General features: G+C 62.0%; 15 protein-coding genes. 11 read left to right on the plus strand and 4 right to left on the minus strand.

The features are described from left to right. Positions 1 to 2 precede the first annotated feature (2 nt). The gene (locus A3AI_RS0105615; RefSeq protein ID WP_024514630.1) at positions 3 to 1292 is read right to left on the minus strand and encodes an acyl-CoA dehydrogenase family protein; all 1290 of its coding nucleotides are present in this window, start codon (positions 1290 to 1292) and stop codon (positions 3 to 5) included. Further along, positions 1289 to 2095 carry an alpha/beta fold hydrolase gene (locus tag A3AI_RS0105620; protein WP_502685732.1) on the minus strand — a complete coding sequence of 269 codons (807 nt, stop codon included), beginning with the start codon at positions 2093 to 2095 and terminating at the stop codon, positions 1289 to 1291. The genes A3AI_RS0105615 and A3AI_RS0105620 overlap by 4 nt, the downstream gene beginning before the upstream one ends. 197 nt (positions 2096 to 2292) lie before the next feature. On the opposite strand from A3AI_RS0105620, the gene A3AI_RS0105625 reads away from it, so the two are divergent. The 4 genes from A3AI_RS0105625 (at position 2293) to A3AI_RS0105640 (ending at position 7700) form a co-directional block, all read left to right on the plus strand. After that, positions 2293 to 3054: an SDR family NAD(P)-dependent oxidoreductase gene (locus tag A3AI_RS0105625; RefSeq protein WP_024514632.1), complete on the plus strand. Its 762-nt coding sequence runs from the start codon at positions 2293 to 2295 to the stop codon at positions 3052 to 3054. A gap of 53 nt (positions 3055 to 3107) precedes the next feature. Next, complete coding sequence (locus A3AI_RS0105630) at positions 3108 to 3944, plus strand: enoyl-CoA hydratase family protein (protein WP_024514633.1); 837 nt, start codon at positions 3108 to 3110, stop codon at positions 3942 to 3944. Between the two features lie 84 nt (positions 3945 to 4028). Further along, on the plus strand, positions 4029 to 6380 hold the full coding sequence (locus A3AI_RS0105635; RefSeq protein ID WP_024514634.1) for a bifunctional salicylyl-CoA 5-hydroxylase/oxidoreductase: 2352 nt from the start codon (positions 4029 to 4031) through the stop codon (positions 6378 to 6380). 60 nt (positions 6381 to 6440) lie between these two features. After that, the gene (locus A3AI_RS0105640) at positions 6441 to 7700 is read left to right on the plus strand and encodes a flavin-dependent oxidoreductase (protein ID WP_024514635.1); all 1260 of its coding nucleotides are present in this window, start codon (positions 6441 to 6443) and stop codon (positions 7698 to 7700) included. Here the strand turns inward: A3AI_RS0105640 and A3AI_RS0105645 are convergent. Together A3AI_RS0105645 and A3AI_RS0105650 are read right to left on the minus strand one after the other, a co-directional pair. Further along, the gene (locus tag A3AI_RS0105645; RefSeq protein ID WP_024514636.1) at positions 7697 to 8149 is read right to left on the minus strand and encodes a cupin domain-containing protein; all 453 of its coding nucleotides are present in this window, start codon (positions 8147 to 8149) and stop codon (positions 7697 to 7699) included. The genes A3AI_RS0105640 and A3AI_RS0105645 overlap by 4 nt on opposite strands. Positions 8150 to 8166: 17 nt before the next feature. Continuing rightward, positions 8167 to 9342: an ABC transporter substrate-binding protein gene (locus tag A3AI_RS0105650; RefSeq protein WP_024514637.1), complete on the minus strand. Its 1176-nt coding sequence runs from the start codon at positions 9340 to 9342 to the stop codon at positions 8167 to 8169. 309 nt (positions 9343 to 9651) lie between these two features. On the opposite strand from A3AI_RS0105650, the gene A3AI_RS0105660 reads away from it, so the two are divergent. From A3AI_RS0105660 to A3AI_RS0105690, 7 genes are all read left to right on the plus strand, one after another. Further along, positions 9652 to 10146 (plus strand): MarR family winged helix-turn-helix transcriptional regulator, encoded by a 495-nt coding sequence (locus tag A3AI_RS0105660; RefSeq protein WP_024514638.1) that lies wholly within the window; start codon positions 9652 to 9654, stop codon positions 10144 to 10146. Positions 10147 to 10151: 5 nt separating this feature from the next. Continuing rightward, positions 10152 to 10967: an alpha/beta hydrolase gene (locus A3AI_RS0105665; protein ID WP_036047458.1), complete on the plus strand. Its 816-nt coding sequence runs from the start codon at positions 10152 to 10154 to the stop codon at positions 10965 to 10967. Between the two features lie 141 nt (positions 10968 to 11108). Beyond that, a complete protein-coding gene (locus A3AI_RS0105670) occupies positions 11109 to 12788 on the plus strand; it encodes an AMP-binding protein (RefSeq protein WP_024514640.1) in 1680 nt (559 codons plus the stop codon). 27 nt (positions 12789 to 12815) lie between these two features. Beyond that, entirely contained in the window at positions 12816 to 13271 is a 456-nt protein-coding gene (locus A3AI_RS0105675; RefSeq protein ID WP_024514641.1) for a RidA family protein, read from the plus strand. A 131-nt stretch (positions 13272 to 13402) separates the two neighbouring features. Beyond that, a complete protein-coding gene (locus A3AI_RS0105680) occupies positions 13403 to 14410 on the plus strand; it encodes an ABC transporter substrate-binding protein (RefSeq protein WP_024514642.1) in 1008 nt (335 codons plus the stop codon). A gap of 47 nt (positions 14411 to 14457) precedes the next feature. Further along, complete coding sequence (locus A3AI_RS0105685) at positions 14458 to 15273, plus strand: ABC transporter permease (RefSeq protein ID WP_024514643.1); 816 nt, start codon at positions 14458 to 14460, stop codon at positions 15271 to 15273. 4 nt (positions 15274 to 15277) lie between these two features. Continuing rightward, entirely contained in the window at positions 15278 to 16063 is a 786-nt protein-coding gene (locus A3AI_RS0105690) for an ABC transporter permease (protein ID WP_024514644.1), read from the plus strand. Positions 16064 to 16065: the final 2 nt, after the last annotated feature.

Raw genomic sequence — 16065 nt, forward strand, 5'->3', positions numbered from 1 at the left:
GGCTAATCGTCCGTTTCGCCGGTCTCGTAGAGAGCTTCCCTGCCGATGCGATCGAGACAGAGCTCGGCGGTCCACGGCAACATCAGCGAGCCGCAACGGCTGTCGCGATAGATGCGTTCCAGCGGCAGTGACTTCAGCATGGCCTGCCCGCCGCAGGTGCGGATCGCAAGCGTTGCGAGTTCGTTGGCGCCTTCCATGACAGAGTATTGGGCGGCATAGGCGCGCAGCACCTGCTCCTTGGTGGGATTGGCACGCGCCTCGGTCACCGCCTGGAACCAGATCGCCTTGATCTGTTCGAGCTTGATCTGCATTTGCGCGACCGTGATCTGCTTGGTCGGATACATTCGCCGCTTGACCGGCGGCGTGCCGGGAACTTCGCCGCGAAGATAGCGCACAGTGAAATCGTAAGCTGCCTGCGCGAGGCCCATATAGGTCGGCGATAGTGTGAGGAACATGTGCGGCCAGCGCAATGCCGCCTGGAAATACACCCCGCGCGGCATCAATGCCGCATCCTCTTCGACGAGGACATCCTTGAACAGCAACGTGCGCGACACCGTGCCGCGCATGCCAAGCGGGTCCCAGTCGCCGACAACGGAAACGCCTTCGGCCTTCGCTGGTATCGCAAGATACAGCGTATTTCTGCGGGTTGCCTTCTCACCCTCCGCGATTTCGGTGCAGAGCACGCCGTAATAGTCGGCGTGCCCGGAGAGCGAGGCGAATATCTTCTTGCCGTTGACGATCCATCCGCCCTTGACGGGCTTCGCCTCGGTCCCGAAAGCAACGCCACCCGCGGCAGCCGCGCCGCCTTCGGAAAATGGTTGCGAATAAACCGCCCCTTTCTCGACAATGCGCTTGTAGTGGATCGCACGGCGGTGCTCATGCTCCGCCCGTGTCGCTGTATCCATGTCGAGATCATCGGCCAACGGGCCCGACCACAGCGTGGAGCAGACATGCATGTTCCAGGTAAGGGCGGTTGCGCCGCAGTAGCGGCCAATCTCCGCGGCGGCGAGCGCGTAGGTCTGATACTCCGCGCCGAGACCACCGTGCTCTTTCGGAATCGAAATGCCGAGCAAGCCCGCGCGATGCAGATCGGCATAATTCTCGACTGGAAATTTCGCGTCACGATCATACGCGGCTGCGCGGCCAGCAAACACGGTTTGCCCAAGCTCGCGCGCCCGCGCGATGATCCCGGCCTGCTCATCGGTCAGGCGAAAAGCCGCGGGATCGAAGATCGGCGCATCGAGGGCGATCTTGTCGATCGCGTTTGCGTTCTTGCCGACTTGTACCGTCATGATGCCGTTGCTTCCGTTGGGATCATCTTCAGAAACTGATCGAGTGCGGCGTTGAAGGCCAAAGGGCGCTCCAGGTTGACAAGGTGGCCCGCGCCATCAAGTTCAACATAGTTTGCCGAGGGAATGAAGCTTGCCATCTTGGCCATCATCGGCGCGGGGGCGTTCTTGTCCTTGCTGCCCGAGAGTACCAGCGTCGGGACCTTGATGTCCTTGAGCGCCTGGCGTTGATCGAAGCCCAGGAGCGCGAGCATGCAGGCGCGGTAGCTTGCTTCGGGAACGCTGGCCATGCAATCGCGGGCAAGTTCCATTCCGTCGGGATCGGGATCGGCGCCGACCAACTCACTGACCAGCGTGGGCGCGAGCGAGGCCATGGACTCGCCGCGATCCAGAGGACCAAGTCGCGCTTCGACGAATGATTTTTGCCAGTCGCCGTCGGCCTTGCCGAAGGCAGGGCTGGTTTGCGCGAGCACGACGGCGCCGGCGCTGCGAGGATTGTTCACCAGCCACTGCTGGACGATCATGCCGCCGATCGAGTGCCCGACCAGGATGGGCTTGACCGCCCCAATGTCGCTCAGGAAATCCTGCAGCGCCTCGGCAAGGGTAGCGATGCTGACGCGCGCAAGCGGTGACGAGCCGCCATAACCGGGCATGTCCCACGCGACCGCACGGTAGCGCTCGCCGAAGGCTTCGAGTTGGGTCCGCCAGGCGCGCGCCGCGCCACCGATACCATGCAAGAACACCAGTGGCGGCAGGCCCGCCTCGCCAGCCGCTTCAAAAGTGAAGCGGGCGTCGTTGGTCTTCATGGGCGCAGATTGAGGCACGCCGGTCTCCGGTCTCGCGAACCTGCCAATGCTAACAGGCCCCTGTTGGATGGGAAGCGATAATTTTATATTTAAAGCAATTTTTGCGCCGCGGTTGAACGACAAGTCCCTTCCTTGCAAAAACTTTAAGTCTAAAATATACGCAAGGGAGATCGAACCCAATCGGGGAAGCCTGCGCGATGTCCGGATTGCCGCATTCTTCGCATGCGCTGGTGACCGGCGGCAGCCGTGGCATCGGCCGCAGAATTGCGGCCGCGATGGTAGGCGCGGGTGCGACAGTCACGATCATCGGGCGCGATCGCGCGACGATGGAAGCGGTAGTGGCTGCCGGAGAGGCGCATTTCATTGAGGTCGCCGACGTGGCGAACCAGGCGTCCGTCAACGCGGCGGTTGCGGCTGCGGCGGCGCGGAAGCCGATCGACATATTGGTCGCAAATGCCGGCTCTGCCCAATCCGCGCCGTTTGCCAAATCCGACGCAGCATTCTTCCGTCGCATGATCGACGTCAATTTCATGGGCGTCGTGTATGCGATCCAGGCGGTGCTGCCTGGCATGAAGAATCGACCCTATGGTCGTATTGTGGCAGTTGCGTCAACCGCCGGCCTCAAGGGCTATCCCTATGTGAGCGCCTACAGCGCCGCTAAACATGCTGTCGTGGGGCTCGTGCGCTCACTCGCGCTCGAGCTCGCCGGGACCTCCCTCACCGTGAATGCAGTATGCCCGGGATTTACCGATACCGATCTTGTTTCGGCAAGCGTCGAGAATATCATGAAGAAGACCGGCCGCAGCCGCGAGCAGGCCTTGGCTGAGCTCGCGCGCCATAATCCGCAGGGACGCCTGGTTAGTCCCGCGGAAGTCGCCGATGCCGTGCTTTGGTTGTGCGGTGAGAAGGCGAGTGCAATCACCGGTCAAGCCATCGCGGTTGCCGGCGGAGAGATTTGATAGCAAGCGCGATTCGAAAGCATGAGAGCGGATAAGCAGTCCAGGGAGATGACATGAGCCGGCCAGCCAATCCTGTTACCTTGCCTTTGGCAGACTATACGCCTCAACACTTCCTGCTTGGCGTGGCCGATGGCGTGGCGACGGTGACATTGAACCGCCCCGAGCGAAAGAACCCGCTGACCTTCGAGAGTTACCGCGAGCTCACGGATTTCTTTCGAGCCTGTTCCTTCGATGACTCGGTCAAATCCGTCGTCGTGACCGGCGCCGGCGGCAACTTCTCGTCCGGTGGCGACGTGTTCGAGATCATCGGTCCCCTGGTCAAGATGGATACCAAGGGGCTGACGGCCTTTACCCGCATGACAGGCGACCTGGTCAAGGCGATGCGTGCCTGCCCGCAGCCGATCGTCGCGGCCGTCGAGGGCATCTGTGCCGGCGCAGGCGCGATCGTCGCGATGGCGTCAGACATGCGATTGGCGGCGCCCGGCGCAAAGGTCGCATTTCTGTTCAACAAAGTGGGGCTGGCCGGCTGCGACATGGGAGCCTGCGCGCTCCTGCCGCGCATCATCGGTCAAACGCGCGCGTCAGAGCTCCTTTATACCGGACGCTTCATGACGGCGGAGGAGGGCGAGCGGTGGGGCTTTTTCAGTCGCATCGTCGCGCCGGACCAGGTCCTGCCGCAGTCGCGGGCGCTCGCGCGCGAAATTGCGCAGGGACCGACCTTTGCCAACACCATGACCAAGCGCATGCTTGCCATGGAATGGGCGATGTCGGTTGAGGAGGCGATCGAGGCGGAAGCGGTGGCGCAGGCTCTCTGCATGACCACCGCCGACTTTGCCCGCGCCTTCGAGGCTTTTGCCAACAAGGCAAAACCGGTCTTCCAGGGCAACTAGGGTGGCGCCAAGGACCAAACCGGGGACTTGCGTAAAATTATTTTAGGTTTAAAATAATTTTCGTTCGGGGAACCGGAGGCGCTCATGAAGGTCGCGATTATCGGTGGCGGACCGGCCGGTCTCTACGCGGCGATTCTGCTACGCAAGCAACGACCACAGGCGGAGATCTCGGTCTATGAGCGCAACCGCGCCGACGATACGTTCGGCTTCGGCGTCGTGTTTTCCGATGCAACACTCGACAATTTCGAGAAATACGACCCGCCGAGCTACCGGCGCATCATCCAGGAATTTGCCTATTGGGACGACATCGCCGTGCATTTTCGTGGCACGGTGCACCGGGTTGGCGGCAACGGCTTTTGCGGCTGCTCGCGTCGCAAGCTGCTTCTGATCCTGCAGGAACGGGCGCGCGAACTCGGCGTCACCCTGCATTTCGAAGCCGATATCGACGATGAGTCCCGTTTCGCGGACGCCGATCTCGTCATTCTCGCCGACGGAATCAACAGCCGTTTCCGCGAAAAATATGTCGATCACTTCCAGCCCGAGATCGATGTGCGCGCCAACATGTTCGCATGGATGGGGTCGACGCGGCCGCTCGATGCCTTCACCTTCATCTTCCAGGAAACCGAATGGGGCCCCTTCATTGCCCATGCCTATCAATATGAGGTGGGCCGCTCGACCTGGATTTTCGAGACCGATCCCGAAACCTTCGAGCGAGCAGGGCTCAAGGGCCTGAACGAGCGGCAATCGGCTGACCGGATGGCAGAGATCTTTGGCTGGTTCCTCGGCGGCCACCAGCTTCTCACCAACCGCTCGATGTGGCGCAATTTTCCAATGATCCGCAGTAAGCGCTGGGTCAGGGACAATATGGTGCTGCTTGGCGACGCGAAAGCGAGCGCGCATTTCTCGATCGGCTCGGGCACCAAACTTGCGATGGAGGATGCGATCGCATTGGCCGATGCCATGCGCGATAGCCCGACTGTCGCCGCAGCTCTCCAGAAATACGAGCATGGCCGCCGCGAGGAGGTCGAGAAAACCCAACATGCGGCCGACGTCTCGCTGGTCTGGTTCGAGCATGTCGATCGCTTCTGGGATTTCGATCCCGTTCAGTTCGCCTTTGGGGTGATGACGCGATCGAAGGCGATCACCTACGACAATCTGAATTTGCGCGCGCCGGATTTTGTCGCCGAAGTCGATAAGGCTTTTGCCAGGCAGGTTCGCGCCAAAGGCTTCGATGTCAACGTCGAAAAGCCGCTCGCACCGATGTTCCAGCCGTTCCGCCTGCGGGACATGGAAATCACCAATCGCGCCGTGGTGTCGCCAATGTGCATGTATGCGGCGGAAGAGGGCGTGCCCGGCGATTTTCATCTGGTGCACTACGGATCGCGCGCAATGGGCGGCGCCGGCCTGATCTTCACTGAAATGACCTGTGTCGGTCGCGATGCCCGGATCACGCCCGGCTGTGCCGGGTTGTGGAACGATGCGCAGGAAGGTGCATGGCGCCGCATCGTCGATTTTGTGCACGCCAATTCGGCGGCAAAGTTCGCCTTTCAGCTCGGACATGCCGGTCGCAAGGGCGCCACCAAATTGATGTGGGACGGCATCGATCGCCCCCTGGAACAGGGCGGCTGGGATGTCGTCTCGGCCTCACCGATTCCCTATTTCCCCGATAGCCAGGTTCCGCGCGAGCTCGACCGGGCCGCGATGGAAGCGGTCAAGGCCGCTTTCGTTGCCGCGGCCGAGCGCGGCGAGCGCTGCGGCTTCGATATGCTGGAGCTGCATTGCGCCCACGGCTACCTGCTGGCGAGCTTCATTTCGCCGCTGACCAACACACGTAGCGACGCCTATGGCGGCTCGCTGGATAATCGCCTGCGTTTCCCGCTTGAGGTCTTCGAGGCGTTGCGCGCGGTCTGGCCCAAGCACAAGCCGATGTCCGTGCGTATTTCCGCAACCGACTGGGCTGACGGCGGCATCACCGGCGATGACGCGGTGCAGATCGCGCGGGCGTTCGCGGACGCAGGCGTTGATCTTGTCGACGTGTCCACGGGGCAGACCGTGCGCGATGCGCAGCCAGTCTATGGCCGCATGTTCCAGACGCCGTTTTCGGATCAGGTCCGCAACGAGGCGCGCGTGGCCACCATGTGCGTCGGCAACATCACCTCGGCCGACCAGGTCAATACCATCCTGGCAGGCGGTCGGGCGGACCTTGTCGCTCTCGGCCGCCCGCATCTTGTCGATCCCGCCTTCACCATCAAGGCTGCCGCCTGGTACGGCGCGGGCGATGTGTTTTGCCCGCCGCAATATCTGCCGGGCAAGGAGCAGATCTTCCGCAACAGCGTGCGGGAGAGGCAGGACCTCGAGGATCTGAAAATTAAGGCTAAGCCGAAGACCCGGGCGGAGCTGAAAGCCGAGGCGACAAAGCCGCTTGCGGCGGAGTGAAGGTCCGTGCGACCTTATGTGGGTTTTGCGTAACTCGTCCTCTGGCTTGGAGTAAGGGCGATGAAGGCCATTGTTGTCGGTGGCGGGATCGGTGGCTTGACCACCGCACTGATGTTGCGAGCGCGCGGCATCGATTGCGAGGTGTTCGAGCAGGCCGATTCCATCCGTGAGCTCGGCGTCGGCATCAACACCTTGCCTCATGCGATCCGTGAGCTTGCCGGAATAGGCCTCCTGGATCGCCTCGACGACGTCGCGATCCGCACCGCCGAATTGTTCTATCTCACCCGTCACGGCCAGCAGGTCTGGCACGAGAAGCGTGGGCTCGACGCCGGCCACGACGTGCCGCAATTCTCCATACATCGCGGTCGGCTCCAGGGCGTGATCTACCAGGCGGTGCTTGAACGGCTGGGCGTCGACGCCGTCCACGCCGGCTGCCGCCTTGGTTCATTCACCCAGGATGAGGGCGGGGTCACTGCGTACTTCTTCGACCGTAGTGGCGCGCATTTGCATACCACGCGTGGCGATATTCTGATCGGCGCCGACGGCATCCACTCGAAGGTGCGGCAGACGCTGTTTCCGGAAGAGGGGCCACCCTGCTGGAACGGCTTGATGCTCTGGCGAGGCGCGGCGGATTGGCCAGCCTTCCTGACTGGCCGTTCCATGATCATCGCGGGTGGCCTGAGCGCCAAGGCCGTGGTGTACCCGATTGCCGAAGGCTCGAGCCCGGCAAGCCGCCTGACCAATTGGGCGGTCCTGGTCCGGATCGGTGACGGGACAGCGCCGCCGCCGCGCAGGGAGGATTGGTCGAGGCTTGGCAAGCCCGAGGAACTCATGCCGCATGTGGCGGGCTTCTCCATTCCCCAGGTTGACTTCGCCGCCCTGGTACGCGCCACGCCGGAGTTTTGGGAATATCCCTGCTGCGACCGCGACCCGCTGCCCTATTGGTCGAACGGACGCGTGACGCTGCTCGGCGACGCCGCGCATCCCATGTACCCCGTCGGCTCAAACGGAGCCTCGCAGGCCGTCCTGGACGCGCGCTGTCTCGCCGATACCCTGGCGCGCAGCGAACATCCGCGCCAGGGCCTGATGGCCTATGAGCGCCAGCGCCTGCCGATGACCGCGGAGATCGTCGCCTCAAATCGCCGCGGTGGTCCGGAAGGTGTCATCGATGCGGTCGAGCAGCTCGCGCCGCAGGGATTTACCGACATCGAAAGCGTGCTCAACTACGAATCACGCGAGGCGATCGTACGCGGCTACGCCGCACGGGCAGGTTTCGCCGCCCGCGTCGTGTCGCGGCAGGATGATCGTCAGGCCAGTTAGCCCGGAGGCGGTGGCAGGAAGTGGATGTTGTGCTCAGCTGCGAGCTTGACCACGTCCTCCGGATTCTGGTGCTTCATGTTGTGGATGGCCCAGAACAGATCGTAGAGCCGGCGCGTCGGCGACACCCAGAACAGCGTCTTGGCCGGCTGCTGTGACTTGTTGAAAATGCCATGTGGCTTACCCATTGGCAGGCGTACCGTGTCTCCAGGCGTTGCGAACTCATCGGCGCCATCAAGCATGAAGTCGAGCCGGCCCTCCAGTATGTAGAGATACTCATCCTGGTCGGGATGGATATGAGGCGGCACGAAGGTGCCGGGTGGAAAGGTCGCGTGCCAGGAGAAACTGTGCTCCGTGCGGCTTTTCGGCACATAGGTCTGGCCGAGGATATTCCAGGCGATGCCCTGGATGCCTTCGTTGGCCCGCGTAATGCCGGCGATCTCGCTTTTCATGCGTCGTTTCCTTCTCGTTAGTTGCCCGGCGCGCAATCCTTGGCGTAGCGGTCGCCGTAAGTCTCGAACACTTTCTGGACGATCTCGGTCTGGAATTTTCCGTCCGGGCGTTTGGCGACCTTGGTAAGGTAGAAATCCTGGATCGGATAGCCGTTGGCGTTGAATTTGAAGCTGCCGCGCAATGACGTGAAATCGGCTTTCTTCAGCGCGGCCGCAACGGCCTCTTTGTTGCTGAGATCACCCTTGACCGCCTTCACGGCGCTGTCGATCAGCATCGCCGCATCGTAGGCCTGCATGGCATAGGAGCCGGGTACGCTGTTGTAGGCGGCCTCGTAAGCGCTGACGAACTTCTTGTTTTGCGGATTGTCGAGATTGGGAGCCCAATCCGCGCCCCCAAACATGCCGATCGCCGCGTCCTGCTGGGCCGCCAAGGTCGATTCATCGACGGTGAAGGCCGACAGCACCGGGATCGTGTCGGCAAGTCCGGCCTGCCGGTACTGCTTCACCAGGTTGACGCCCATGCCTCCCGGCATGAAGGTGAACACTGCGTCGGGTTTAAGCGAAGCAATCTTTGAGAGCTCCGGCTGGAAATCCAGTGTGCCCAGCGGCATGTAGGACTCCTCGACGATCTCGCCCTTGTAATCGAGCTTGAAGCCAGCGACGGAATCCCGTCCCGCCTGATAGTTCGGCACCAGCAGATAGACGCGCCTGTAGCCGCGATCCTGCGCGACCTTGCCGAGGATCTCGTGCACCTGGTCGTTCTGGTACGACGTCACATAGAAAAACGGGCTGCATTCCTTGCCAGCGTAGCTGGAAGGACCGGCATTGGGGCTGATCAGGAAAGTCTTGGTGTCGATCACAGGCTTGTGGATCGCCTGCAGGATATTGGAGAAGATCGGGCCGACCACGAAGTCGACTTTGTCGCGCTCGAGCAGGCCTTTCACCTTGGTGACGGCCGCATCGGGCTTGAGCTCGTCGTCGACCACGGTCACTTCGACATCCTTGCCGCCCACCTTGCCGCCGAGGTCCTTCACCGCCAGCGCAAATCCGTCGCGCGCCTGTTGGCCGAGCACCGCCGCGGGGCCAGACAGCGTCACGATCACGCCGACCTTGATCTTGTCCTCTGCGACGGCTGCGCTCGAGACCATGCTCAACAGGACGGCCAGCCCGGCCCCCAGCGATTGCTTATTCATGGCAACTCCCCTGATGATCGGCGGCTCCCGCCTTGAGCCGAATGACTGGGCCGCGTGGCCGCAAGCTTATTCTGACGACTGCGCTTGCTGCAAGCGGCGCGGCGACGCGCGGATGCCCGCCGCCTCCAGCATGCAAGGGGCACGCCAATTACTTGAAGCCTAAAGAAAATGGCCCCAAGGCCGGCCATGCCCGGGATCGTCTGCAATTTTGACTTGTGGGCCGATCGAAAATATTTGAAGGTCAAAATAATGGCCGTCCTGTCCGCCACGACGCAGGCGGGAGCCACCACTGGCAGGTATGATCGCATCATGATGCTGGATTCCGAGACCAAGGCCGTTGAACTGCCTGAAGATCACGGCAACGAATTGCGGCTGTGGCTCCGGCTCCTCACCTGCACGACCCTGATCGAGGGCGAGGTGCGGAGCCGCTTGCGCGAGCGTTTCGATGTTACGCTGCCGCGCTTTGATCTGATGGCCCAGCTCGACAAGGCGCCCGACGGCATGACGCTGTCGGATGTGTCCAAGCGCATGATGGTGTCCAACGGCAATGTCACCGGGCTTGTCGAGCGGCTTGTCGAATCCGGCCATCTTGATCGTCGCACATCGGAAAACGACCGCCGCGTGCAGGTCATCCGTCTCACCAAGGCCGGCCGCGCGGAGTTCCGCAAGATGGCCGCGGAGCACGAGACCTGGATTGCGGACCTGTTCTCGGATCTCACCCCAAAGGATGTGCGTGAGCTGATGCGGCTGTTGGCCAAGACCAAGGCATCGGCACAGAAGTCCGCTGGCCGACGGACTCCGTGAACCAAATGGCAGAGATCGACTACGAGGTCGAATACAACAACCGGGCCAGGGTTCCGGAAAGCCCTGCATTGATTGCGGGATGGGCGCGGGACGCTGCGGCCTATCGGACGCAATGTCCGCAGCGTGCCATGTCGTACGGGCCTGGCGCCCGCAACAGGATCGATTTCTTCGCCGGCGATACACAAGGCCCGATCGTCGTCTTCATCCACGGCGGCTATTGGCAGGCTCTGGACGGTTCCTCGTTCAGCCACTGCGCGCGCGGTCTGAATAGCCATGGCATCAGCGTTGCCATCCCGACCTACGACCTCTGTCCCGACGTTACGGTAGGGGACATCATTGAACAGATGCGTGCTGCGACCCAGGCTCTGGCGAAGCTCGGCCAACGGCTGGTGATCGCGGGACACTCGGCAGGCGGGCATCTTGCAGCCTGCATGCTGGCGACGCATTGGCCCTCCATCGACGCTGCGCTGCCGCAGGACTTGGTGATGGCCGCATACGCCATTTCCGGTCTTTTCGACCTTGTCCCGCTGGTCGGAACGTCGGTCAACGGAGCACTTCGCCTTGATGATGCGTCCGCGAAGGCCGCGAGCCCGCTGTTCCGGTCGCCCCCAAAGGGCGCCAGTCTTGATGCGGTCGTCGGCGGGCGCGAAAGCGCGGAATATTTCCGACAGAGCCGCACCATTGTCGAGCAGTGGGGGTGCGCGGGCGTTGCCACGCAGTTTGGCGTGGTTGCCGATGCCAACCATTTTACCGCGATCGCGCCCCTGGCCGAGCCGGCATCGCCGATGGTTGCGCGGCTGAGCCAACTGGCGCGCGGCTAATCGCCGCCTGCGTCAGGGGAAAGGGCGCCGAAGGCTCGAATTTCCGCTATTGCGCCAAATTATTTTAAGTATAAAATGTTTAAGGATAAAGCGCTGCCGGGCGTTCTGAACTTTGGTCCCGAACAAGAGGGGCAATGAGAGATGTCAGGTGGAATTCCCAATCTCGGCCCGTCGGGCCATGTGGACGATTTCGCACGGCGCAATCTTCCGCCGTTCGATCTGTGGCCGGATCTGCTGCTCGACCGACCTGAATTTCAGTATCCCGACTATCTCAATGTCGGGGTTGAGCTCACCGACCGTATTGTCGAGATGGGGATGGGCGATCGCATCGCCTTGATCGGCAACGGCCGCATGCGCACCTACAAGGAGCTTGCGGACTGGTCCAATCGGCTTGCGCATGCGCTGGTTGAGAATTACGGCGTCAAGCCCGGCAATCGGGTGCTGATCCGCTCGGGTAACAATCCGGCGCTGGTGGCCGCCTGGCTTGCGGCGACCAAGGCCGGTGCCGTCGTCGTCAACACCATGCCGATGCTGCGGGCAGGGGAATTGTCTAGGATTGTCGACAAGGCCGAGGCCACGCTTGCGCTGACTGACAGCCGCATTGCCGACGAGCTTGTCGCTTGCGCCAAGACCAGCCGCTTCCTCAAGCAGGTCGTCAATTTCGACGGCACGTCCAATCACGATGCCGAACTCGACCGCGTCGCACTGAACAAGCCGGTTCGTTTCGATGCGGTGAAGACCGGGCGGGACGATGTTGCCCTGCTTGGCTTCACCTCGGGCACAACGGGCGAACCGAAGGCGACGATGCACTTTCATCGCGATCTCCTGATGATCGCGGATGGCTATGCGCGCGAAGTGCTCAAGGTCACGCCGGACGATGTCTTCGTCGGCTCTCCGCCACTCGCCTTCACCTTCGGGCTTGGCGGGCTTGCCATCTTCCCGTTGCGCTTCGGCGCCACCGCCACGCTGCTTGAAAACGCAACGCCGCCGGAGATGGTGAAGATCATCGAAACCTACAAGGCCACGGTCTGCTTCACCTCACCGACCGCCTATCGCGTGATGATGGCCGCGATGGACAAGGGCGCTGATCTGTCTTCGCTGCGTCTTGCCGTTTCGGCAGGCGAGACCCTGCCGGCGCCGGTGTTTGAAAGCTGGAGCCGGAAGACCGGCAAGCCGATCCTGGACGGCATCGGCAGCACGGAAATGCTGCATATCTTCATCACCAACCGGATTGGCGATTCCGTTGCCGGGACCACCGGGTATCCGGTGGCCGGCTACGAAGCAAAGATCGTGGACCAGGATATGAACGAGCTGCCGGCCGGCACGGTCGGCAAGCTCGCAGTGCGTGGGCCGACCGGCTGTCGCTATCTCGCCGATAGCCGGCAGACCAACTATGTGAGCGACGGCTGGAATCTGACCGGCGATGCCTTCCTCCGCGATGAGAGCGGGCGTTTCTGCTTCGTCGCCCGCGGGGACGACATGATCATTTCCTCCGGCTACAATATTGCAGGTCCCGAGGTCGAGGCAGCGTTGCTGTCGCATCCGGCCGTGGCGGAATGCGGCGTGGTCGGTGCGCCCGATGAAGCGCGGGGCATGATAGTGAAGGCCTTTGTAGTTCTGGCCCCGGATTTCAGCGGTGACGACGCGCTCGTCACGGCCCTGCAGGATCATGTGAAACACGAGATCGCGCCGTATAAATATCCGCGTGCGATCGAATTTGTCGCGCAACTGCCCAAGACCGAGACCGGCAAGCTGAAGCGGTTTGCCTTGAGGCAGATCGCGCAGGCCGGTCACGCATCGCCGGGCATGGCCGCGGAATGAAGCTATCTGAATGATGAGGATTTATTCGTGAGCACGCCAAAGGCGCCCACCCTAGCGGTGCTGCCGGTTACGAGAGACGACGTTGCAACTGGTCCGCAGATCCTGCAGCCCAGCGGCTGGCCCATGCCCAAGGGCTATGCCAATGGCATGGCTGCCGATGGCCGCATTGTAGTCACTGGCGGTGTGATCGGCTGGGACGCCCAGGAACGTCTGGCGACCGGTTTTGTCGCGCAGGTGCGCCAGGCCCTGAGCAATATCGCGGCCATTCTCGCCGCGGGCGGTGCGCGCCCGGAGCACCTGGTACGGCTGACATGGTACGTGGTTGATATGGACGAGTATCTGGCGAGCCTGAAAGAGCTTGGGCAGGCCTATCGCGAGATCCTCGGTTCGCATTATCCGGCAATGGCACTCGTACAGGTCGTGCGCCTGGTGGAAAAAGACGCGCGGGTGGAAATCGAAGCCACCGCCGTAGTGCCGCGCTGAGCCAAGCCGTCGGGGTCTCCCGGCGTTGTCCAGCTTTGTGGCGAAGGAAATCGCTTCGTCGCAAATCCTTCATATGCGCCCTATAGTGGGAGGCCATTCCTTTGGTCCTGCCGTTATTTGGAGCACGCATGATGAAGCTCGTCCGTTTTACCCTGATGTTGCTGGTGCTGGCCGTGCTGGCGCCGTGGCAGTCCGCTAAAGCGGCCGACGTCATCTGCTACAATTGTCCGCCGGAGTGGGCGGACTGGGCGTCCATGCTGAAGGCGGTCAAGGCCGACCTGAACTATGACATTCCCCACGACAACAAGAATTCCGGTCAGGCGCTGGCTCAGATCCTGGCCGAGAAGAACAATCCGATCGCCGACATCGGCTATTTTGGCGTGAACTTCGGCATGAAGGCCAAGGCGCAGGACGCGCTGGAGCCTTACAAGCCGGCCAACTGGGATCAGGTGCCCGCGGGCCTGAAGGATCCCGACGGCTACTGGACCACGATCCACTCCGGCACGCTCGGTCTTTTCGTGAACAAGGACGCGCTCGGCGGCAAGCCGGTGCCGGCCTGCTGGAAGGATCTCCTGAAGCCGGACTATAAGGGCATGGTCGGCTATCTCGATCCGAGCTCGGCAGCGGTCGGCTATGTCGGTGCCGTCGCGATCAATCTCGCGCTCGGCGGCTCCGCTTCCAATTTCGACCCGGCCATCGCCTTCTTCAAGGAATTGCGTAAGAACGATCCGATCGTTCCCAAGCAGACATCCTATGCGCGCGTCGTTTCCGGCGAAATGCCGATCCTGCTGGACTACGATTTCAACGCCTATCGCGCCAAATACAACGAGAAGGGCAATTTCGAGTTTGTCATTCCCTGCGAAGGCTCGGTGGTGTTTCCCTATGTCGTCGGTCTCGTGAAGAACGCGCCCGACAAGGAGAAAGCGAAGAAGGTGCTCGATTATCTCCTGTCCGACAAGGGCCAGGCGATCTGGACCAATGCCTATCTGCGGCCGGCTCGCCCGATCGAACTGCCGGAGGCCGTCAAGGCCAAGTTCCTGCCGGACAGCGACTACGCACGCGCCAAAAGCGTCGATTGGGGCGCGATGGAGAACGTGCAAAAGGCCTTTGTCGACCGCTATCTCGCCGAAGTCCGTTGATGCAATATAGTGCCTCGGCTTAAGAAGAGCGGGGGCACTATCCTTTGTTGTCGCATCGATCCTTTGTCTGGTTCTGCCTGTTGCCGCTCGGGGTTGTGACGGCGGCGTTCTTCCTGCTGCCGATGGCGCGCCTGCTCGTCACCGGCGCCGAAGGGCCGCAGGGGCTGGCGGGCTATTTCGCGATCCTTTCCGAGCCGCGCTACCGTGCGACACTGATCAACACGGTGTTGCTGTCGATCGCGACCACGGTGACGACGCTGATCGTGGCGACCATCGCCGGCATATTCCTGCAGCGCCATCGCTTCCCGGGACGGGCCGTTCTGATCGCGATGCTGACATTCCCATTGGCATTTCCCGGCGTGGTCGTCGGCTTCATGATCATCCTGCTTGCGGGGCGACAGGGGCTCATCGGCGATATCACGAACCGCCTGGTCGGCGAGAAATGGGTCTTTGCCTATTCGATCTACGGGCTCTTTCTCGGCTATCTCTATTTCTCGATTCCCCGCGTCATCCTGACCGTGATGGCAGCCGTGCAGAAGCTCGACCCTGGTCTCGAAGAGGCCGCGCGGTCGCTGGGCGCAAGCCCCTGGGCGGTGCAGCGCGACGTGGTGCTGCCGGCGCTCGTGCCTGCTTTCGTTGCGTCCGGTGCCATTGCCTTTGCGACCGCGATGGGCGCCTTCGGTACCGCCTTTACGCTAGCGACGAATATCGACGTGCTGCCGATGCTGATCTACACCGAGTTCACGCTGGCTGCGAATTTCGCGACGTCGGCGGCGCTGTCGGTCGGGCTCGGCGTGATCACCTGGTGTATCCTGGCGCTCGCCCGCTCATTCACGGGTGGCGCGGTCGCCGCAGCAGGATAGAGCCATGCGCGATCGCCTGATCTTCACCGGCCAGCTTGTCTTTACGCTGCTTGTCGCCGCATTCTTGGTGGTGCCGGCCGGCCTCTCCATCACCGCGGGCGTCACGGCAAATTACTTTCGCGGAATTCGGTCCGGCTTATCCTTGCAATGGGTCGCCCAGGTCTGGGAGCTCTACGCCGGAACCATTCTGCTTTCCTTTGTGATCGCGCTGGCGACACTTGCCGTCACGTTGCTCGTCGGCGTGCCGGCCGCCTATGCGCTGCACTTGAGGGGCGGCAAGCTCTCGCGCTTGATCGAGGAAATCATCACGCTTCCGCTCGCCATTCCCGGTCTTGCCATTGCGCTGGCGCTGCTGCTCACCTATGGCGGCTTCGGCGACTTTCGCCGTTCCTGGCTGTTCATCCTGGTCGGTCATGTCATCTTTACCATGCCGTTCATGGTGCGATCGGTGATGGCGATCTTTGCGACCGTCGATATCAAGACGCTCGACGAGGGCGCGGCGTCGCTGGGCGCCTCGCCGTGGCGACGGTTTCGTGATGTGATCGTCCCAAATGCGCTGCCGGGCATTCTGGCGGGAAGCCTGATGGTGGTGACACTGTCGCTCGGCGAGTTCAACCTGACCTGGATGCTGCACACGCCCCTGACCAAGACGCTGCCGATAGGTCTTGCGGACAGCTATGCATCGATGCGGCTGGAGGTGGCTTCGGCCTACACGCTGATCTTCTTCGTCATGATCGTTCCGCTCTTGGTTGCCATGCAATTGTTCGCCGACAGGGAGCTTGCCAAGTGAGC

Origin of the sequence: Bradyrhizobium sp. Tv2a-2 (assembly GCF_000472425.1) — a bacterium.
GTDB lineage: Bacteria > Pseudomonadota > Alphaproteobacteria > Rhizobiales > Xanthobacteraceae > Bradyrhizobium.